Source organism: Peribacillus sp. TE19612 (genome assembly GCF_056279465.1).
On record NZ_JBWCCL010000004.1, the window covers coordinates 203400 to 224009 of the forward strand.

At 40.0% G+C, this 20610-nt stretch carries 18 protein-coding genes; 14 read left to right on the forward strand and 4 right to left on the reverse strand.

Annotation, left to right across the window (positions count from 1 at the left end; translation table 11 throughout):
• Window positions 1-902 precede the first annotated feature (902 nt).
• The 4 genes from ACZ9AO_RS09125 (at window position 903) to ACZ9AO_RS09140 (ending at window position 6631) form a co-directional block, all read left to right on the forward strand.
• Window positions 903-2507 carry a sigma-54 interaction domain-containing protein gene (locus ACZ9AO_RS09125; protein WP_476108908.1) on the forward strand — a complete coding sequence of 535 codons (1605 nt, stop codon included), beginning with the start codon at window positions 903-905 and terminating at the stop codon, window positions 2505-2507.
• A gap of 133 nt (window positions 2508-2640) precedes the next feature.
• Entirely contained in the window at window positions 2641-3792 is a 1152-nt protein-coding gene (locus ACZ9AO_RS09130) for an iron-containing alcohol dehydrogenase (protein ID WP_476108909.1), read from the forward strand.
• A gap of 14 nt (window positions 3793-3806) precedes the next feature.
• Window positions 3807-5195, forward strand: a complete 1389-nt coding sequence (locus ACZ9AO_RS09135) for a solute carrier family 23 protein (RefSeq protein WP_034307729.1) — start codon at window positions 3807-3809, stop codon at window positions 5193-5195.
• Window positions 5192-6631, forward strand: a complete 1440-nt coding sequence (locus ACZ9AO_RS09140; RefSeq protein ID WP_476108910.1) for an NAD-dependent succinate-semialdehyde dehydrogenase — start codon at window positions 5192-5194, stop codon at window positions 6629-6631. Before ACZ9AO_RS09135 ends, ACZ9AO_RS09140 begins: the two co-directional genes overlap by 4 nt.
• A gap of 90 nt (window positions 6632-6721) precedes the next feature.
• Here the strand turns inward: ACZ9AO_RS09140 and anmK are convergent, their stop codons facing one another.
• Both anmK and ACZ9AO_RS09150 read right to left on the reverse strand, forming a co-directional pair.
• Window positions 6722-7894 carry an anhydro-N-acetylmuramic acid kinase AnmK gene (gene anmK / locus ACZ9AO_RS09145; RefSeq protein WP_476108911.1) on the reverse strand — a complete coding sequence of 391 codons (1173 nt, stop codon included), beginning with the start codon at window positions 7892-7894 and terminating at the stop codon, window positions 6722-6724.
• Between the two features lie 163 nt (window positions 7895-8057).
• A complete protein-coding gene (locus ACZ9AO_RS09150; RefSeq protein ID WP_476108999.1) occupies window positions 8058-9668 on the reverse strand; it encodes a glycoside hydrolase family 10-like protein in 1611 nt (536 codons plus the stop codon).
• Window positions 9669-9997: 329 nt separating this feature from the next.
• Between ACZ9AO_RS09150 and murQ the strand changes: the two genes are divergently transcribed.
• The 10 genes from murQ to ACZ9AO_RS09200 all read left to right on the forward strand — a co-directional run bounded on the left by murQ (window position 9998) and on the right by ACZ9AO_RS09200 (window position 18499).
• Window positions 9998-10882: an N-acetylmuramic acid 6-phosphate etherase gene (murQ, locus tag ACZ9AO_RS09155; protein WP_072273977.1), complete on the forward strand. Its 885-nt coding sequence runs from the start codon at window positions 9998-10000 to the stop codon at window positions 10880-10882.
• Between the two features lie 39 nt (window positions 10883-10921).
• Entirely contained in the window at window positions 10922-11227 is a 306-nt protein-coding gene (locus ACZ9AO_RS09160) for a PTS sugar transporter subunit IIB (protein WP_034307721.1), read from the forward strand.
• A 48-nt stretch (window positions 11228-11275) separates the two neighbouring features.
• Complete coding sequence (locus ACZ9AO_RS09165; RefSeq protein ID WP_476108912.1) at window positions 11276-12565, forward strand: PTS sugar transporter subunit IIC; 1290 nt, start codon at window positions 11276-11278, stop codon at window positions 12563-12565.
• 69 nt (window positions 12566-12634) lie between these two features.
• Window positions 12635-12919, forward strand: coding sequence for a hypothetical protein (locus ACZ9AO_RS09170; protein WP_063575835.1), 285 nt, complete (start codon window positions 12635-12637; stop codon window positions 12917-12919).
• Between the two features lie 40 nt (window positions 12920-12959).
• Window positions 12960-14306, forward strand: coding sequence for a 6-phospho-beta-glucosidase (locus ACZ9AO_RS09175; RefSeq protein ID WP_336866515.1), 1347 nt, complete (start codon window positions 12960-12962; stop codon window positions 14304-14306).
• A gap of 80 nt (window positions 14307-14386) precedes the next feature.
• The gene (locus ACZ9AO_RS09180) at window positions 14387-14716 is read left to right on the forward strand and encodes a PTS lactose/cellobiose transporter subunit IIA (protein WP_034307713.1); all 330 of its coding nucleotides are present in this window, start codon (window positions 14387-14389) and stop codon (window positions 14714-14716) included.
• 14 nt (window positions 14717-14730) lie between these two features.
• Window positions 14731-15834, forward strand: coding sequence for a DUF871 domain-containing protein (locus ACZ9AO_RS09185; protein ID WP_476108913.1), 1104 nt, complete (start codon window positions 14731-14733; stop codon window positions 15832-15834).
• A 34-nt stretch (window positions 15835-15868) separates the two neighbouring features.
• Complete coding sequence (locus ACZ9AO_RS09190; protein ID WP_476108914.1) at window positions 15869-16765, forward strand: N-acetylglucosamine kinase; 897 nt, start codon at window positions 15869-15871, stop codon at window positions 16763-16765.
• Window positions 16766-16790: 25 nt separating this feature from the next.
• Window positions 16791-17657, forward strand: a complete 867-nt coding sequence (locus tag ACZ9AO_RS09195) for a MurR/RpiR family transcriptional regulator (protein WP_048683641.1) — start codon at window positions 16791-16793, stop codon at window positions 17655-17657.
• Window positions 17658-17770: 113 nt separating this feature from the next.
• Window positions 17771-18499: a GntR family transcriptional regulator gene (locus tag ACZ9AO_RS09200; RefSeq protein ID WP_476108915.1), complete on the forward strand. Its 729-nt coding sequence runs from the start codon at window positions 17771-17773 to the stop codon at window positions 18497-18499.
• Window positions 18500-18655: 156 nt separating this feature from the next.
• On the opposite strand, the gene ACZ9AO_RS09205 is transcribed toward ACZ9AO_RS09200, so the two are convergent.
• Window positions 18656-19858: an MFS transporter gene (locus ACZ9AO_RS09205; protein ID WP_063593921.1), complete on the reverse strand. Its 1203-nt coding sequence runs from the start codon at window positions 19856-19858 to the stop codon at window positions 18656-18658.
• A 25-nt stretch (window positions 19859-19883) separates the two neighbouring features.
• On the reverse strand, window positions 19884-20465 hold the full coding sequence (locus tag ACZ9AO_RS09210) for a TetR/AcrR family transcriptional regulator (RefSeq protein WP_063593920.1): 582 nt from the start codon (window positions 20463-20465) through the stop codon (window positions 19884-19886).
• Window positions 20466-20610: the final 145 nt, after the last annotated feature.

The window sequence follows — 20610 nt, forward strand, 5'->3', positions numbered from 1 at the left end:
TCTCCCTTGGCCACGCTTTTCCCGCAGGAGTCTCGTACCTTACGTTCCAATCAACTGGAACTTCTTTTTTAAGAAATATTGTAGGGAAACTGGCTCTTCTTCTCCAATTCGTTTACAGTCTGGCGGTTTCATCAATTTTTTGACAAAAGGGTTTTCGAATTGCACTCGCCCCGAACCAAGATTTTAAAATTAAACTTGAGTATCTTTCATGTTTTTTACTAGATTATACGGATGAAACCCTCACTAGATTGAAGAGATTTGCGACACTCCTGCCGAAATACTGGATAGCCGAGACCCCACAGGCGCTTGCGCTGAGGAGGCTTGGCAGGCAGTCGGCGGAAAGGGAGCGGATCTCTGAAATCAGCTGCAACTTTTTTCAATGCAAACTGAGTTTTCATCGAGTTTATCTACAGTCTGAAACCTAATCCAAATACGGATTAGGTTTTTTCAAACTGCCGAGAAACTTTTTAAAACAATTAACAAATTGTTCATAAGCTTTAAGTATCTGAAATTAAACAATCTTAAGGTATGAGCCATTTCGCAGGCATTTTTATAATGCAACAAAAGGACAAGTTTTCCTGTGATGAGTGAAAATGGATTTGAGCATAAAAAACACCATTGATATGATAAAAGTAACTTACCAATGCTATTTATCGTTTTAATCAGAAATAGGGCAATGAGATTGAATCGTTTTTACCGGTGCAGCATTTATTCTTGGTGTCGTTGATTGTCTACATAGTATCATTAAAAAGGAAAAAACATTACATAATGCTCACTATATAGGTTAATAAGGTCATTGCCATCTTTAATTGAATAGACTAGGAAGCCGACAGGACTTTAGTCTTCAATCAAGGAGGAAGCGTTCTATCAAATAGTAAAGACCAGTCAGGGAGTGGATATTGATGACTAAGTTTTATTCGGATATGACAGTGGAGGAAGCAATATCATGTTTCCCCATCGGAAGCACTGAAGTGGAAGTTTTGGATGATTCAGAGGATTTCATCGGATTTTTGACAATAGAGGCGTTATCTGCTGCAGTGCAGCAGAGTGATTTAACGAAGCCCATTTCTCATTTCATTACGGTTAATGCACCGCTGCAAAATTTACGGAATTACTCAATACCATATGATCAATTTCAAGCATTCTTTGAGAGTGATTTATGCAGGGTTGTTTTTAATGCTCTGTATGATGGCGTGTATATCACGGATGGTGTTGGAACGACATTATTTATCAATCAAGCTTATCAACGTATAACTGGAATAAGAGAAGAGGAAATCATCGGAAAACCGATGAGTTATTTAATTGAGCAAGGTATGATATCCGTTTCAGCTTCATTGGATTCCATTCGAACGAAGAATCAAGTTACTTTGACACAAAGAATTCGAAATGGTAGAAAGATTATCGTATCGGCCACACCTATTCTATCGCCACAGAATGAAGTCATATTTGTCATAAATAGTGTCAGGGATATTACTGAATTAATCCGGATGAAGTATACGATTGACAGCCAAAAGTTATCTTTCCAACCTATATCTCAATTATTGCCTGGCTCGGAACAGGTGAATTTACAGGAAATAATCATTGGTCCTTCTACAACTCCTTTATTCAAACTGGCTGATAAAGTAGCTAAAACGGATGCGAAGATCTTGTTGCAGGGGGAAACGGGAGTAGGGAAGAGTTTAATCGCCAAGTACATACATGCCAAAAGCTCCAGGAAGGAAAAAATTTTCCTTGAATTAAATTGCGGAGCCATTCCAGCGAACTTGGTGGAATCTGAGCTTTTTGGATATGAACCAGGAGCATTTACCGGATCCCTTAAGAATGGAAAAATGGGGATTTTTGAGAAAGTGAATGGTGGCACGTTATTTTTGGACGAAATTGGTGATTTACCTTTAGAGTTACAGGTGAAACTTTTGAAAGTGGTAGAAGAAAACAAGTTTATGAGAGTGGGTTCTACCGAAATGAAAGAAGTGGATGTCAGGTTAATTACAGCCACCCATCGCGATCTGGCCTTCCTCGTGCAAGAAGGATCTTTCCGCGAAGATCTTTATTACCGGCTTAATATCGTTTCCTTTGAAGTCCCGCCTTTACGCCAGAGAAAGGAAGAAACGATCCCGCTTTTAGAAATGTATTTGAAAAAATTCAATGAAAAATATAATGAAAAGAAAAAGATGACACCGGAATGCTATGAATGGCTGACGAACTATTCGTGGCCTGGTAATATACGTGAGCTTGCGAGTCTTGCAGAGCGGCTGGTCGTCACGACTTATGATGATACGATTGATTTACCTAATTTACCATCTTTCATCCAGCCGGTCTTATCAAGAAAAACTACAACACATTCTTTGAAGGAAGCCGTTTCCGAGCTGGAGCGTTCACTGATATTGAATGCGATGAAAAAATATGGGACTACAAGGGCCGCTGCCATTTCTTTGGATATCAGTCAAAGCGCTTTGGTGCAAAAAATGAAAAAATTTCACATTCGATTAGAAAACGAATCGAATTAGTTTTTTTGATTTGATTTCTACTCATTTTTGATCCTGTTACCCATGAAAAAAAAGGTTTCTCCCTTATAAATTAAGCGTTTTCATACTTTGGCATGATTCCTGCATTAGTAAAAACATGAAAGGGGAGATAACCATGAATATTTCTATATTTTCTATGGCTAACAAATTGGTGACAGGAGCAGATTCTTTACAGCAGCTGACTGATGAGGCTACGCGATTAGGGATGAAGAATCCGTTGATCGTTACAGATAAAGTTTTAGTGGGTGCCGGGGTTGCACAAAGGGTTGAGGATTTACTTTCATCAGCATACGGTATTTTCTCGGATGTGGATCCAGAACCGGAAATTGAAATCGTTGAGCATTGTGTACGGACAATCAAGGACGGAAAACATGATGGACTGATTGCAGTAGGCGGTGGAAGTGCGATTGATATTGCAAAAGCCTCTTCCGTCATGGCTACGAATTCAGGCAGCATCGAGACCTATTTCGGTACGAACTTGATTGAAGTTCCAGGTCTCCCTTTAATAGCCATACCGACGACGGCAGGGACCGGGTCAGAAGTGACGAATATTTCGATTTTATCGGATAAAAAAGCACAGGTAAAGAAGGGAATTGTAAGTCCGTACCTTTTACCGGATGTAGCGATTGTATCACCCGTCATGACGCTGACTTGCCCGCCAAGTGTGACTGCTGCGAGCGGAGTGGATGCACTTGTTCATGCCGTAGAGGCCTATATTTCCAAATTTGCGTCGCCCGTTACAGATGCTTTGGCAATTGGGGCCATGAAGTTAATCGCTGTACATTTACCAAAGGCTTATGCTGCGCCAGATAATCTGGAAGCACGGGAAGCGATGATCACTGGAAGCCTAATGGCAGGGTTAGCTTTTGGCAATGCAGGTGTTGGAGCTGTTCATGCCTTAGCTTATCCGCTTGGAGGCCGCTTCCATTTATCACATGGAGTCAGCAATTCATTATTACTGCCATTTGTCATGAAGTGGAATAAAATTGCATGTTTGGAAAGGTTTCGCGACATTGCTGAAGCACTTGGAGAGAAAGTCAATCATTTAAATGATGATGAGGCAGCGGATAAAGCTATAGAGGCGATGACCAGAATTTGTCGCTATGTTGATATACCACAGTCACTAAGTGAATTTGAGATTCCTGAATCGGCTTTAAGTGAAATGGCTGCCGAGGCCATCAAACAAGTCCGTTTACTTCGCAATAATCCCCGTGCATTAAACGTTCGGGATATCGAAAAAATATACCGTTCAGCCTATGGCTTTTAAGTGGAGGAAACATTATGAAATGGAAAAAACGCCGCTACGGAGAAGAGACATCGTATATACCTGCGGGACCTTTTAAGATTAGACTGCCATTTGTCCATTATCGTTTTGAGTGGCCTGACTACGTTCAAGGATTATTGATGTGTGCAGTTGACCTTGGAGCGATTACGCTGCTTGCAGACCATCTCGGTATGCCTTTTGATGTGGCTCTAGCCGTCGTTATCTTGAATGGATTATTATACTTGGCACATCATTTACTCGGGGACCCGGTTATACCAGGTTGGATTACACCTGCGGTTCCATTGCTTGTATTGTTCGTCGGGCAATTTCCGGAGGGGCCTGATCGGGTCTATGCACTCGTTGCGTTTCAATTAACATTAGGTATTTTATCGATATTGCTAGGAATGACCGGACTTGCCAGTAAGGTCGTGCGACTAGTGCCGAATGCAATCAAATCAGGCATTATTTTAGGGGCGGGTATTGGTGCTGTCGTTTCCATTTTTGAAGTGGGTGGAAAGTTTGATTTATTTCCTTATACAATTAGCATTTGTATCGGCTTTGCCTTTTATCTGCTTTTTTCGAAAAGTTTTGGAAAATTGAAAATGCGAAATAAAGTTTGGGTATTCATAGGGAATTTAGGGATATTGCCGGCAATTTTGCTCGCGGTCTTTGTAGCCCCAATTTTTGGAGAAGCAAAATGGCCTGATATCCAATGGGGATTCAGCAGTCCGGATTTTGCTACGCTTTGGTCAGACTATACTGTTTTCGGTTTAGGTTTTCCTGCCTTGACCTTCTTTTTAAGTGCGATTCCAGCTGTTTTTGCTACTTATTTAGTCGTATTCGGGGATGTGCTCAAAACAAAAGCGCTGCTTTCTGAATCCGATGAGGTCAGGGAAGATGAAAAAGTGGACTATAATCCAAACAGAGCCCATTTAATTTTTGGCGGCCGAAATGTGATCATGAGTTTTATCGGACCTGATATAACAATGTGCGGTCCATTGTGGGCAGCCATGCAGGTCGTGGTTGTGGAACGGTTCAAGAATGGCAAGAAAGCCATGAATTCTTTCTTCGGCGGTGCCGGCTCGTTCCGTTGGGGTACGAATACAGGGTTATTCTTATTGCCGGTAGTCAGCCTGGTGGAACCCATTCTCGGTGTCGCCTTGGCCTTGACGCTTTTGGTTCAAGGATATGTTAGTGTACGCGTAGGCGTGATGCAGGCGAAGAGCCAACGCGACCTCGGAATTGCAGGTGTCGTTGCTGCCATCCTTGTTATAAAAGGTGCTGGCATGGCGTTTGCTGCAGGAATTCTATTATGTGCCCTATTATATGGCAAGGACTTTTTCAAAGGAGAGAATGATAAGACTTTTACAGATCATGGAGAAGAAGAGGAGAGTAAAGCATCATGAAAAAAGTAGTGGAAAAATGGCCAATTTATATTAACGGAGCACCTATTCATACAGAAAGTCATTTTGTAGTGGAAAATCCAGCAACATTGGAGCCTGTGGGCTATGTTCCGGACGCTAACGAAAAAGAGGCGAAGGCTGCTGTGGATGCAGCTCAAGCTGCTTTTCTGACTTGGTCGAAAACGAGTGCATACCATAGGGCGGAATTACTTGAGAAATGGTATACAATTATTGAGAACAGGCTGGATGAAATCGCAACGATCATGACCTTGGAACAAGGAAAGCCATTGGCAGAGGCAAAAGGTGAAATGAAGTATGCCTCAAGTTTCGTGAAATGGTTCGCTGAAGAAGCAAAGCGCAACTATGGGGAAATCATACCAGCCACCGTTGCATCAAAGCGTATTTTAGTGCAAAAGCAGGCAGTCGGTGTCATTGCTGCCATTACCCCGTGGAATTTTCCTGCTGCCATGATCACGAGAAAAGTGGCGCCTGCTCTTGCTGCGGGATGTACCGTGGTCATCAAACCCGCGGAACAAACGCCTTTGACCGCTTTGCTATTGGTTGAAAGTGCTCATGAAGCGGGCATTCCGGCTGGTGTGATAAATATTGTAACTACACAAAAACCGGGAGATGTATCAGACGTGTGGATGAATGATTCACGTGTTAAGAAAATCACATTTACCGGCTCCACTCCAGTAGGGAAACATCTAATGAAAAAGGCGTCAGAAACAGTGAAAAAAGTCTCGCTTGAACTCGGTGGATTGGCTCCGTTCATCATTGCTGAGGATGCGAATATCGAAGAAGCAGTAAATGGTTTGATTCAATCGAAATTCAGGAATGCTGGACAAACATGTATTTGTGCGAACAGGATATTCGTCCATGAGACAATTGAACAGCCGTTTTTACAAGCTTTCGAAGAAGCCGTTTTAACTTTGAAGGTTGGAAATGGAATGGAAGGAGCCGATCTTGGTCCATTAATAGATGGAGCAGCAGTTAAAAAGGTTCGGCTTCAATTGGAGGATGCTGCAAGTAAGGGCGCCATAATCCATAGCACCTCAAAAGTCGATGAAAAACAAGGCCATTTCATAGCACCAGCCATACTTTCCAATGTAACGGATGATATGCTGTGCATGCAGGAAGAAACGTTTGGGCCAATTGCGCCAGTCAGTACATTCAAAACCGATCAAGAAGCGATGGATCGAGCCAATAACACGAATTTTGGCTTGGCAGCCTATGTGTATACCGAGTCACTTAATAAGGCGGTTGCCTACTCGGATGCTCTTGAATATGGGATTGTCGGTATTAATGACAGTGCCCCATCCACTGCCCAAGCGCCATTTGGAGGCATGAAGGAAAGCGGTATAGGCAGGGAAGGGGGACACTACGGCATGGATGAATATTTAGAAGTGAAGTATGTCTCCATGCAGCTTAGCCAGTAACAAAACAGAAGGGTCCGCCATGATTCTTAAGGCAAAAAAAGAGTGGAAGGCACATCAATTATCGATGTGCCTTCCACTCTTTTTCAATGGTTAAAATGCATTTTTACGTCCCTTCAGATAGGAAGGAGGAAAGGTCATGTTTCCAAGGATGACATCGGAGTCAGCACCGGTAGCCTTGGGAACGTTACTTGTATGACCATGGAAAGTCTCATTTGCAAGTAATGCAAAGGCTACCGCTTCTTTTGCTTCAGAAGAGTATCCCAACTCTTCTTGAGTCAAAACTCGAATAGAATTTCCAAGCAGTGATTGAATCATGTTTAATAGCGTTTTGTTATAGCTGCCACCTCCGCCAATGATCACTTCTTCAATATTGGTTTTTGGAAAGATGAAATTTCGATAGTTTTCCACAATGGACTTTGCTGTAAACATCGTTACTGTTGCCAAAATATTTTGGTTCGGAACCGATTCAAACATCTTTAATAGTTTTACTACATATTGCTTTCCAAACAATTCCCTGCCCGTTGATTTAGGTGGAGGGCTCATAATATAAGGATGACTGATACAATAAGATAAAAGTTCGTCATTAATTTGCCCTTGTTTAGCTATGTTTCCACCTTCGTCATAGCTTATATTGAACAATTGGCGGCATACTTCATCAATGATCATATTCCCAGGACCTGTATCAAAAGCGTACATGTCATCCAGAGATGCTTGCTTGGGTAAGACCGTTACATTTCCAATGCCACCTATGTTTTGAAGTAATCGTCCCTTTGCTTCACTTCTATAAAGAATGTATTCGGTAAAAGGAACAAGTGGAGCTCCTTGTCCACCAGCAGCCATATCCATCGTACGGAAATTAGAGATTACAAGTGTGTTTGTATCGTGAGCAATTACTGCAGGTTCCCCAATTTGCAAAGTGGAGGGTATATAATTTTGTTCTTGTAAAGGCTGGTGGTAAATGGTTTGGCCATGGGATCCAATAAGATCCAGTTTATTAATGGGAAATCCAGCTTTATGACAAACTTCCTTTACGGCATTGGCAAATAATTTCCCTAATTTAAAATTCAAACTGCATATTAACTGCACATTGGATGTATCTGCAGATAAAGACTGCATAATTTCTTTTTCAATTTCTTTTGGAAACGGGCATGTCATGAACTCAATCATTTCCATTTCAGTCTCGAGTCCACTATTATTCACCCGAACAAGTGCGGCATCAATTCCATCCAGTGATGTTCCGGACATTAATCCAACTATGTACATCGTCATTCCACCTACTTCAATTCTTTTATCATCCTGATATAGCATAATATGCAACAGTTTATGCTATTAAGATAAAACCTTTTCCAATATATTGTTTATGGATGCTTTACGTCCATTGTTCACTGAGAAGCGCCTCTTAAACTATAATTCTATTTCTTGAAGGTCATTTTACTTTTATATCAATCTGTTTAGTTTGTTTGCTTTCATTGTGGGTGCGGTCCAATGCTGTCACAACATATGTGTAAGTCTTTCCTTTTTCTACACTGCCGTCATTAAACAATTGACTTGTATTTTCTTTATGCACTGTGGCAAGTAAGTTCGTTGAATCTTCAATGTTTCCTTTTTTCTTCCCATCAAAACGATAAATGGCATAATAGGTGGCATCTGATTGCTTATGATCTTGAATTTCGAATTGTATCCCATCTCCTGATTGTGTGGCCTTGCTCACCTTTGGGGCCTTTGGTGCATGATCATCAATCCAAGGCATGGCTGGAACCAATGCGGGATGCTTATAAATATCCTCGCTTAAGCGATCCGCTATCCCAAGAGGGTTTTTCCGTAAATCCTTGGCACTGAAATGCATGCTTCCATCAAATTCCTTATATGTTCGATTCAGTTTTAACTGGTTTGGCATTTCTTCAGGATTGAACCAGTTTTGCACACCATTGGACTCTGTATTAATTTTATAGTCTCCCTGTCCAATATAGAGTTGAACATTTTTTCCTGCGACTTCTTTTGTCCACCAATCTAGAAGTTTGGCATAGTCAGCTACTGGCAATCCTATATTCCAATATAATTGAGGGGCAATATAATCAATGTATCCATTATTGATCCATGTTCGGGTATCTGCATATAAATCATCATAATTCGTTTGTCCAGCGGCAGTGTCAGATCCTGTGGGATCAACTGCTTTGTTGCGCCAAACTCCAAATGGACTTATACCAAACTTCACATATGATTTTTCTGCCTTGATTTCTTCGTTTATATTCTTAACAAGGTTATTTACATTATCCCTGCGCCAATCTTCAACATTTGTAAATCTATCTGTTCCATATTTTTGATAGGAAATATCATCTGGGAAAGGTACTCCTGCAATCTTGTAAGGATAGAAATAATCGTCCATATGGACTGCATCGATATCATAATTCTTTACAACTTCCAATATTCCATCGATCACAAACCGTTGTACGCCAGGAATGCCTGGGTCAAAGTACAATTGCTGTCCATATGGAATGACCCAATCCGGATGCTTTCTAGCAGGATGAGATTCTGGAAGATTATCAATATCCGATATTTCAGCTGTTTTACCTAAAGGCATCGTAATGCGGTACGGATTAAACCACGCATGGAACTCCATATTACGCTCATGTGCCGCTTCTACCATGAAAGCAAGAGGGTCATACCCAGGATCTTTTCCTTGGACCCCTGTTAAATATTTTGACCAAAGACCGTATTCAGAAGGATAAAAAGCATCCGCAGTGGGTTTGATTTGCATAACGACAGCATTCATCCCCATCGCTTTTTGTTCATCCAAATATTTTATGAATTCTTCTTTCTGTGCTGATATGGATAAACCAGGTTTGGACGGCCAGTCAATATTTAACACACTTGCAATCCAAGTTGCCCGCAGTTCCTGTTTTACATAAGTAGTTGCTTGCGGGATTGTCCCTGATTCTGCTTTTGCAATCAAATCAGCTGGAAGGAGAAGTGATCCTCCCACCAAAGCGGCTAGTGCCAATGAACCAAATTTTTTCTTTGTAATTCTTTCATGCATCAATAGTACAACCTCATTTCATTACTAATATTTATATTTAATTATTTGTAAGCGTTAACAAATAATGAATATATGTATTTATCACCTATGAAAACTGAGATAAAATCCAACAATAAAAAGAATCGTAGGTTTGGTTCACGAAATGGCCACTCGGTTCACCTTTAATTTTTAGCAGAAAGATAACAATCATTAGTTATCTTACTTTTATTTTAAAATTAATTTTTAAAAATGTATACACAATATTGAAATTAATTTTTAATAGTGATATAGTCTCTTTAGCTAATAAAGTTTCACCACTTTCACCACTGAAATAAAAAAGGATGATATGTATGCTAGAGCATTTAACGACAGAGAGTCGTAATGAAAAGACCATGAGTTTAGATGAAATGGGAACTCTTGAATTTTTAGAAGTGATGAACGAAGAAGACATTAAAGTTGCCCATTGTGTAAAAAAAGAACTTCCGCAAATTTCTAAAGCTGTGGAGATGATCGTTGAAGCCATGAATAAAAACGGCAGATTAATTTACATGGGTGCGGGAACAAGCGGGCGCATCGGTTTATTGGATGCAGTAGAATGTCCCCCAACATTCAATACTGATCCGAGTGAAGTAGTGGGTCTCATAGCTGGTGGGGAAAAGGCTTTCATTAAGGCGGTTGAAGGTGCTGAAGACAGTTTTGAATTAGGTCCTGAAGATTTGAAGAAAATCGAATTGACAAACAGGGACGTCGTAGTGGGCATTGCAGCTAGTGGACGCACTCCATATGTTATTGCTGGATTGGAATATGCCAATCAAGTTGGTGCAGGAACTGTGTCGATAAGCTGTAACAAAGGTTCCGAAATAGGTAAGATTGCAAAAGTTGCGATTGAAGTTGTAAACGGGCCTGAAGTCCTGACGGGTTCTACACGTTTAAAAGCTGGAACATCGCAAAAGTTAGTATGCAATATGCTTTCCACCGCCTCAATGGTTGGAGTTGGAAAAGTTTATGGAAATTTAATGGTAGATTTACAGTTAACTAATGAAAAGCTGGTTGAACGTGCAAAACGTATTATCATGGATGCTACTGACTGTAGCTATGAAATTGCAGATGAATTTTTAGAAAAGGCACATGCCCAGCCTAAAATTGCAATTGTCATGATATTAACGAATGTATCATATGAAGAAGCCTCAAATCGTTTAGTGAAGGCACAAGGATTCATAAGAAAAACGATTTAACGCTTTTTATAAAAAAATAAAAAATTGGAGGAACAAATAATGAAGGTATTATTCGTATGTTCAGGTGGAATGTCCAGTGCAATCGTTGTAAGCGCTTTAAAAAAGGAAGGGGAAAAACAGGGTATAAACATAGAAGTATTGGCGGTCGGCACTCAAGAATTCGATGCAGAAGTACGAAATGGCTGGGATGTTGCGATGGTAGCTCCGCAAGTCAAACATCGTTTCGATGGCTTTAAGGCTTCTGCAGATGAAGCGGGCGTCCCATGTGAAGCCATTCCAGCTCAAGCCTACAGCCCTCTTGGCGGACCTAAGCTACTAAAACTTGTAACGGAACTAGCAAAATAATAAACGGACCACTATTCTTATCACTAAACGTAAAAGGGGAAAACACGAATGGACAAGTTTGTAGCTTTTTTAGAAAATAATCTTTCAACACCTATGGCTAAATTGTCTGAGCAAAAGCATTTACGCGCAATTCGGGATGGTGTGGTTTCCGCGTTACCATTCATCATCTTTGGCAGTTTATTCTTGATCATTGCATTTCCGCCCGTTGCAGCAGATACTGCATTAGGTGAATGGTCTGCAAAACATATAGCTGAAATTTTAATACCATATCGATTAACGATGTTTATCATGACGCTATATATTACTTTTGGTATAGGCTACAGTTTATCTCAAAGCTATAAACTTGATCCGCTATCTGGAGGTTTACTATCATTGGCAGCCTTCTTGTTCACAATTGGTGTAAAGATGATGGATGATGTGGGGTTTGTTTTGCCAATGACAAATCTCGGAGGCCATGGCCTTTTTGTAGGAATGCTTGTATCCATTTTTGCTGTCGAAATTTTACGTCTTTGTAAAACAAAAAATATCACGATTAAAATGCCGGATTCTGTACCAACTTCAGTAGCCCGTTCATTTGAAGCTTTAATTCCAGTTTCAATTGTCCTGCTTGTCATGACTCTAATTACAGTCGTTTTTGCTGTTGATTTACATTCACTTGTTGATAAAGCGGTTGCACCACTCATCAGTGCTGGCGATACATTGCCAGGTGTATTAATTCCAGTATTTTTGATTACATTCTTTTGGTCATTTGGTATTCATGGCGTATCGGTAGTAGGTGCCGTAGCTCGTCCGGTATGGGAAGTATACTTGGGGAATAACTCGGCAGCAGTTGCAGCTGGAAAGGCAATTCCCCACATAGCTCCTGAAACATTCTTCCAATGGTTTATTTGGATTGGTGGATCTGGTGCAACATTGGGATTAGTCATAGCCATGCTCTTAACGGCGAAGTCCAGCTATAGTAAAGCAATGGGGAAAGCAACAATTGTGCCGAGCATTTTTAACATCAATGAACCTGTTATCTTTGGGATGCCGATTGTACTAAACCCGGTACTGATTATTCCATTCATCATTACACCGCTGATTGGAGCAACACTTGCATATATAGCAACGTCCATCGGACTTGTGAATCCGACATATGTAATGGTTCCCTGGACATTGCCCGCTCCAATAGGTGCCTACCTTTCAACTGGCGGTGATTGGAGAGCCATTGTTCTCGTGATGGTGAACTTAACCATTTCGGTCCTTATTTATCTGCCATTCTTTAAGATGTACGATAAAAAGCTTTTAGCGCAGGAAAACGTAGTAGAAACAACGGATAATAAAAATATCGCTTTATAAGGAATACCTAAAAGGGAGTTTGGGACTAATGCTCCAAACTCCTTTTATAAATTGAGAGGGGGAAAGGACATGAATTCAACATCCAGAATTCACTTTTTTAGTTACAAAAGTGCCTTTCTATTTTTTGGCTTCATTCTTGTTTTTAATTTTATCTTTAACAGATTAATGGATGCCTTTGAGATAAATAAACAATTATCACTGTACTTAGGAAATACCTTTGCCATAAGCGCAGGATTGACGATGGTTGTTTGTTTTGTTGAAGGTAAGTTTAAAAACAAGAAACAAGCAACACTATTATTCTTGTCTTTATTAGCGGTAAGTGCACTGGTTTGTTATGCAATAATCTATAAATGAATGAAGAATCCAGATTAGCTTACGATGAGGTGTTGGGGAAATGGAAATGAAAAAAGGGCTGAAGATTGCCACAATCGGTGGAGGCTCGAGTTATACGCCAGAATTAATAGAAGGATTTATAAAACGATATGATGAGTTGCCTATTAGGGAACTGTGGTTAGTGGATATTGAGGCAGGAAAAGAAAAACTGGAGATTGTAGGAACTTTGGCAAAACGGATGGTTGAAAAAGCAGGACTTCCAATGGAAATACATCTAACGTTAGACCGCCGTCAAGCCTTGCAAGATGCTGATTTTGTCACAACTCAAATGAGAGTGGGTTTACTTGATGCACGAATCAAGGACGAGAGGATCCCGTTGGAATTAGGATTAATTGGTCAAGAAACAAATGGAGCAGGAGGATTGTCCAAGGCATTACGAACGATACCTATACTTCTGGAAATTGCAGAAGAAATGGAGGAGCTCTGCCCTGATGCATGGTTAATTAACTTCACAAACCCGGCGGGGATGGTAACGGAAGCCCTGCTTCGCTACAGCAAGCATAAAAAAGTCATTGGAGTATGCAATGTTCCATTTAATATGCATATGTCTATTTCTAGCATGCTTGGTGTCGATATGAAGAGAGTGCACATAGATTTCGCCGGTTTAAACCACATGGTATTCGGGATGCATGTGTTCGTTGATGATCAAGAAGTAACAGATAAAGTGCTTGAAATGCTTGGCAATCCTGAAATTCAGCTGACAATGAAGAATATTGCCCCATTGGCTTGGAACAGAAGGTTTTTGAAATCTTTAGGAGTGGTGCCTTGCCCGTACCATCGGTATTATTACAAAACAAAAACGATTTTAGAAGAAGAGTTGGAAGCATTCAAATCAGGGAAAACTCGAGCTGAAGTTGTGAAAAAATTAGAAGAAGGTTTATTTGACCTATACAAGGATGAAACCCTTGACATCAAGCCTCCACAACTAGAGCAGCGCGGTGGAGCTTACTATAGTGATGCAGCATGTAACGTCATTTCTTCTATTTATAATGATAAAAAAGACATTCAAGTGCTAAATGTACAAAACAAAGGATCACTTACTGATATTGATTATGATTCAGCAGTCGAAGTAAGCTGTATCGTCACCAAGAATGGACCAATTCCTTTGGCTATGGGTAAATTACCCGTACAAGTGCATGGCTTGATTCAACAAATCAAATCATTTGAGAGAATTGGTGCTGAGGCAGCCGTTACAGGTTCTTATGATAAAGCGTTATTGGCTTTAACCATCAACCCACTCATCCCAAGTGATGACCTGGCGGAAATGGTTTTACAAAAACTTTTAAAAGCGCATGAAGAATACTTACCGCGATTCTTCAGTGAAAGTGCTGTTCCGAACATCAAGTGAATGGTGTTTTAAGCAGTGAATCTGGATTACAGTAATCCAATGAACCTTCATAATCTAACATAAAATGGGAGTGTAATGATATGTCAACTGAACTGAACAATAACGAAATGGAAATTTTTGAAATAATATCACATAGTGGAAATGCAAGAGGATTAGCATTCGAAGCACTGAAAGAAGCGGAAGAATTTAATTTTGAAAAGGCAGAGGAACTAATTAAACAAGGCCAGGAAGAATTGAACATGGCCCATAAGACACAAACCAAGCTCATTCAAGCAGAATTGAATGGAGTTCCAAGTGAGAAAACTTTATTGATGATTCATGCTCAAGATCACTTGATGACTGCAATGAGCGAACAAAAACTAATAGAACACATGATTCGCATAGTAAAAAAGCTAGCCCCACAACAGTAAAGAGGTGATTAAAAATGGGTAAACTCGGTATATCTATCTATCCAGAGCATTCAACCGTTGAAAAAGACATGGAATACATCGCACTTGCACACAAATATGGCTTCAAAAAGATCTTTACTTGCTTGCTTTCTGTCGAAGGAGACAAAGAGAAGATTTTAAAAGAATTTAAAGAAACGATTGATTATGCCAATCAATTGAATATGGAAGTGATGGTCGATATTGCTCCCCGAGTATTCGGTTCACTAGGCATTTCGTATAATGATTTATCATTTTTTGCAGAATTAGGTGCGTATGGAATCAGGCTGGACATGGGTTTTACAGGCAACGAAGAGTCGATCATGACACATAATCCATATGGTCTAAAAATTGAAATAAACATGAGTAATGCAACGAAGTATCTAGAAAATATCATGGATTACAAACCAAATATAGAAAATTTAGTTGGATCGCACAACTTCTATCCCCATCGCTATGCAGGATTGAGCTATCCGCATTTCATTAAATGCTGTGAGTCATTCAAAAAGCATAATATCCGCACGGCAGCTTTCATCAGCTCACATGCAGCAACGTACGGACCTTGGCCTATAATGGAAGGATTATGTACATTGGAAATGCACCGGGAATTACCGATTACAACACAAGCGAAACATTTGTATGCTACAGGATTGATTGATGATGTAATCATAGCAAATGCTTACGCATCTGAAGATGAATTGAAACAGCTTAGCTCGGTAAACAGCGGTCTGTTAACATTTAATGTGAACCTTCACGAAACCATAACAGCTTTGGAGAAAAAAATAGTATTGGAAGAATTCCATTTTTACCGTGGAGATGTTTCCGATTATCTGATTCGCTCGACTCAATCACGCGTGAAATATAAGAGCGAAGAATTTAAACCAACATATACGCCTGATATTAGACGCGGTGATATTTTAATTGAAAACGAGCTCTATGGACAATATAAAGGGGAATTGCAGATTGCATTGAAGGAAATGAAGAATTCGGGGAAAACGAATGTAGTTGGCCGAATAGCAGAAGAGGAAATTTTTCTCCTCGATTATTTGGAACCATGGGAGAAATTCCAATTCAATATTAATGGATCAGGGAAGGAACGGTGATATTCCTTCCTTTTTTACTGAATAGGAGAATGACATGAATTATATTATCGGTGTTGACGGCGGAGGGACCAAAACTGAAGCAGTGGCTTATGATATGGATGGTAATAAAATTAGTGAAGGCAGAGCGGGGTTTGGAAACCTGCTTATTAATGAAAAACAAGCCACCGCTAACATTATACAGGCAATTGAACAAAGCATGACTCCTATTGATGATGGCAGCTGCCAATACATTTGTTTAGGATTAGCCGGTTATGGAGGAGTTGAAAATCCGCAGGGCATAAAAAGTGCATTAAGCAAGGCATTTAAGGCCCCGTTCACCATTGTAAATGATGCAATTATCGCTCATGCTGCTTTGCTAAAAGGAAATGATGGCATTTTGACCATATCCGGAACTGGATCTGTAAGTATCGGAATCCATGAAGGAATCGAGAAATCGGCTGGTGGATGGGGACACATTCTTGGGGATGAAGGAAGTGGCTATTGGATCGCCATGCAGGCTTTTATAAGAATGACGAAAGAAGAGGATGAGGGGTATGAATATAGCCATTTAACCGAGTCGATACTGAAAAAACTTGGCTATCTTAGTGTAATGGAACTGAAGAAATTCATTTATTCTGCCACGAAATCCGAGATTGCCGCGTTTGTTCCCCTAATTGTCCAACATGCGGAGAAGGGTGATGGCTTCTCCCAAAATATTTTGAATCAGGCCGGGTACCACCTTGCAAAACAAACGCTTGAGGTTATCAAGAAGTTAAAGTTGTGTGAGAATGTTACAATTGCATTAAAAGGTAGCATATTGACAAATATACCATTGGTGCAAAACTCATTCATCAATCATATTAAACTTGAAAACCCAAATGTGAAATTTGTTTTAGAAGACGTATCAGCTACCTTGGGTTGTTACTACATAGCAATGAAGCATTTAAAGTAAGTAAAGATCAAGGAGACTAAATCATATGCACGGCGAAAATATTATATTAAGAATTGAAAGTTTATTGAACCAATTGCCCAAATCAGAAAAGAAAATTGCACAATATATTTTAGAAAATCCAAAAGATATAGTAAGAATGACGATACATGAATTGGCTGACCATGCCAATGCCAGCAGTTCGGCAGTTACGAGGTTCTGTCATTCCATAAAAGTTAATAGTTTTTCAGAACTGAAGGTATCCCTATCATCCCTGATTTCCCAGCCGGAGAAAAAAGGTTTCCATGACATTGAGCCTAATGAAACAATAGCATCGATTAAAAATAAAATAGTGTCCAACTCTGTCCAGGCCATACAAGAAACGGCACATTATTTGGATGAGGCCGTTCTTGACAATATCATTGAAACCATGAGGAGTGCAGATGTGATTTATGTCTATGGTTTAGGGGCATCATGGCTCGTTGCTGAAGATATTACACAGAAATGGTTACGGTTAGGAAAGATTGTAAGTGCCAATCAAGACCCGCATATTACGGCCACTGCACTTGCGGCATCATCAAAGAATACCGTTTTTTTCTGTATATCCAATAGTGGCGAAACTGAAGAAATTCTGGAACTCGTTGATATTGCTAAAGCATATGGCATTAAAACAATTGGTTTATCGCGATTGGGGAACAATGGACTAACTAAAAAAGTTGATATGTCACTAAATCATGTACGTGCACCGGAGGCTAAATTCCGAAGTGCTGCAACAAGTTCGCTTTTTGCTCAATTTCTAACGGTCAGCATTATTTTCTATGCGTATGTTTCTAAATACTATAATGAAAATAAAAATGAAATTGAACGTTCAAGGGAATCGGTATTGAAATTCACTAAAAGGAATTTGGATACCTAAATGACGCCCTATAAAACGGATAAAATCAACGAACTTAAATTTTAGCTTGAGATGTTTCTGATCAGGATGCCTTGTAAAAATATACATCACGATGAAAGGTAGATGTAAGCTGAATGATCCAAAAGAATTCTCCGAGTCCCATTTATCATCAACTTGAAGAGGAGATTAAAGGAGCGATTCAAAGTCTTGAATTGGTGCCAGGAGAGATGATTCCTTCAGAAAAAGAATACACTGAAAAATATAGTATAAGCAGGATGACGGTGAGACAGGCCATTTCTAACCTCGTGAATGGCGGTTATTTATACAGGCAGCGCGGAAAAGGAACCTTCGTTGCCGAACAAAAATCGGAGCCGCCCTTGCAAGGTCTGACTAACTTTACAGAGGATATGATTTCAAGAGGACTTAAACCATGTACGCGAGTTATCAGTTTTACGGAGGTCAAGGCAGATCATGAACTTGCTGCAAAGCTTGAGGTTGAAGCAGGAACTGCTATTTTCGAACTGGATCGTGTAAGGCTTGCTGATCGGTTGCCGATGGCATATGAAAAGCTATACATCGCTAAAGATCATGCCCTGGACCTTACGGAAGAAATAGCTGTAAGTGCCATTCATGATTATGTTGAAAAAAAGTTCGGCTTAAAAATCCAGCATGGCAGACAGGTAATTGAAGCCGCCATCGCTCAAAAAAAAGAGGCGGAAATGCTCGGGGTAGCTGAAGGTTCCCCTGTATTGCTGATAGAACGAAGAAGTACCCTTGAAACCAATCAACCACTTGCGGTTGTCAGATCTGTCTACCGGGCTGATCGATATACATTCAAAATCAATTTGGAGCGGTTATCTTGAGCAAAATGGTAGTAATAATCCCGTTCTCAAAAGATTACTAAAAACCCCCCTTGCCCAAAAATGGACAAGGGGGTTTTTTTAGTAGAATATCATTTTTCAAGTTTGAGAATTTGCCAGATAGAAAGGAAAGATACGATTAACAATCCGGGACTTTCATTATTTCGCTAAGCTTTCTGTCAATCGGTTTTCTTTCCAAATGACTGTAATGCCAAGACCAATGACGATAATGACAGCAGCGAAAAGATAAGGGTAGTGGATGTTTACGTCAAAAAGCAATCCTCCCATGGATGGCCCGGCGATATTCCCTAAGCTCGTATAGGTGGAGTTCATTCCAGCAACGAATCCTTGTTCTTTCCCGGCAGCTTTTGATAAAAATGTCGTCAATGCCGGACGAAGCAGATCAAATGCAAGGAATATGAAACAAGTTACCACTAGTACTGCCAAAAAACTGGAAATCATAGTGGATGCTACCGCAAAAATGGCCCCGACGATTAAACATAATTGGATAAGCTTCTTTTCGCCGAGAATATCTACCAGCTTTCCAAACATGAATACTTGCACAACAACTCCGAAAATAGAGCTTATTGTAATGATAATGGCAATATCCTTCGGCGTGAAGCCGAATTTATGATCAGAAAATAGGCTAAAAACCGTTTCATAGGCTGACAAACCAAAAGCGAGTACAAATACAATAATGAACGCAATAAAGTAAAGCGGATTCAGAGATTTTTTTAAATCGCCGATAAAGTTCGTTTGCTTTGTATTAGCAGAAACTTTTGCAAGCTGTTCCTTTGTCATCGGTTCTTTTAAAATGAACATTGATGAAAGGCAAGCTATAAAAGCAATGCCCGCCGCAAGGAAGAAGGGCAAGCGTATACCATATTCTGCAACAAAGCCACCGATTCCTGGTCCTATTATAAAGCCCAAGCTAATGGCGGCTGAAATATAGCCCATTGCTTTAGGCCGTTCTTGAACGGATGTAATGTCCGCAACATATGCAGTAACACCTGGCATGATAAAGGCGGCACTGATTCCGCCAAGGATCCTTGATAAATAAAACACCGACACGTTTGTCCCTACACCGAAGATTAGTTCCGAAACACCAAAAAGGAATAAGCCGATGATGATGATTTTCTTTCTGCCGTAACGGTCAACCCAACGACCTGCGAATGGAGACATAACAAGCTGTGAAACCGCAAATACGGCAACCAGATAGCCCATCGTGCTTCCGGATAAATGCATGATATTCATAAATGACGGCATAACGGGGATGATGAGTCCTATTCCCAGAAAAGCAATGAATATATTGCTTAGAAGAATAATTAATACCGCCTTTTGATCTTTAATTGGTTTATTCATGTTTTAACACCACTTTCTTTGTAAATCACTTTTGTGAAATACCCCTCCAAAACACTTTCCAGGAGGCTGTTAATTTATCCTTCAGCCGTTTCTCATCATTGCCGTATACAAGCTCAAGCAAAATGGAATCCACGACTCCCAAGAATGCATAGGTCGGCGTTATGGCTTCATCTTCGACGATTAATTTGGCATTGATCCAATCATGGAATTTACATTCCAGGATCGCCTGCACCTTTTCCTCGATATCTATCACTTCCTGCCCGATTTCTTTTTCAAGATGCGCTGGCGGAAAAAAGGACATACGCAGCCAAAACTTTATATGCTCATTTTTTTGGAAAAGGTCGATGACCAATTGAAGGAATCCGTATAAATCTTTTTCAGGATTTTTTGAATCAACTTTACTGAAATATTGGAGTTTCGACGATAGCTCCGTCTCTTTCGCATCACGTAAAACTTGCAGAAAAAGATCATCCTTGCCTTTAAAATGAGCGTAAATGGATTGCTTTTTCATGCCGACTTCTTCAGCTATTTGAGAAAGCGAAGCTCCTTCATAACCATGAATCGTGAAATATTTTAGAGCGGCTTCCTTAATTTCATTACTTTTCAATAATATCACCTCATTATTTAACGAACGTTCGTCAGTTATAATAGCAAATTACATAAATATATGCAAGCGAATATGTTAATAAAAAGGTATTATGCCCGAAATCATTGATAATTATGGCGCTATATTTGAAAAGGACATAGATATG

Bases quoted from the DNA above. Each gene is read 5' to 3' on its own strand.
- ACZ9AO_RS09125 (WP_476108908.1), top strand. From the start codon at position 903: ATGACTAAGTTTTATTCGGATATGACAGTGGAGGAAGCAATATCATGT.
- ACZ9AO_RS09130 (WP_476108909.1), top strand. From the start codon at position 2,641: ATGAATATTTCTATATTTTCTATGGCTAACAAATTGGTGACAGGAGCA.
- ACZ9AO_RS09135 (WP_034307729.1), top strand. From the start codon at position 3,807: ATGAAATGGAAAAAACGCCGCTACGGAGAAGAGACATCGTATATACCT.
- ACZ9AO_RS09140 (WP_476108910.1), top strand. From the start codon at position 5,192: ATGAAAAAAGTAGTGGAAAAATGGCCAATTTATATTAACGGAGCACCT.
- anmK (WP_476108911.1), bottom strand. From the start codon at position 7,894: ATGTACATAGTTGGATTAATGTCCGGAACATCACTGGATGGAATTGAT.
- ACZ9AO_RS09150 (WP_476108999.1), bottom strand. From the start codon at position 9,668: ATGCATGAAAGAATTACAAAGAAAAAATTTGGTTCATTGGCACTAGCC.
- murQ (WP_072273977.1), top strand. From the start codon at position 9,998: ATGCTAGAGCATTTAACGACAGAGAGTCGTAATGAAAAGACCATGAGT.
- ACZ9AO_RS09160 (WP_034307721.1), top strand. From the start codon at position 10,922: ATGAAGGTATTATTCGTATGTTCAGGTGGAATGTCCAGTGCAATCGTT.
- ACZ9AO_RS09165 (WP_476108912.1), top strand. From the start codon at position 11,276: ATGGACAAGTTTGTAGCTTTTTTAGAAAATAATCTTTCAACACCTATG.
- ACZ9AO_RS09170 (WP_063575835.1), top strand. From the start codon at position 12,635: ATGAATTCAACATCCAGAATTCACTTTTTTAGTTACAAAAGTGCCTTT.
- ACZ9AO_RS09175 (WP_336866515.1), top strand. From the start codon at position 12,960: ATGGAAATGAAAAAAGGGCTGAAGATTGCCACAATCGGTGGAGGCTCG.
- ACZ9AO_RS09180 (WP_034307713.1), top strand. From the start codon at position 14,387: ATGTCAACTGAACTGAACAATAACGAAATGGAAATTTTTGAAATAATA.
- ACZ9AO_RS09185 (WP_476108913.1), top strand. From the start codon at position 14,731: ATGGGTAAACTCGGTATATCTATCTATCCAGAGCATTCAACCGTTGAA.
- ACZ9AO_RS09190 (WP_476108914.1), top strand. From the start codon at position 15,869: ATGAATTATATTATCGGTGTTGACGGCGGAGGGACCAAAACTGAAGCA.
- ACZ9AO_RS09195 (WP_048683641.1), top strand. From the start codon at position 16,791: ATGCACGGCGAAAATATTATATTAAGAATTGAAAGTTTATTGAACCAA.
- ACZ9AO_RS09200 (WP_476108915.1), top strand. From the start codon at position 17,771: ATGATCCAAAAGAATTCTCCGAGTCCCATTTATCATCAACTTGAAGAG.
- ACZ9AO_RS09205 (WP_063593921.1), bottom strand. From the start codon at position 19,858: ATGAATAAACCAATTAAAGATCAAAAGGCGGTATTAATTATTCTTCTA.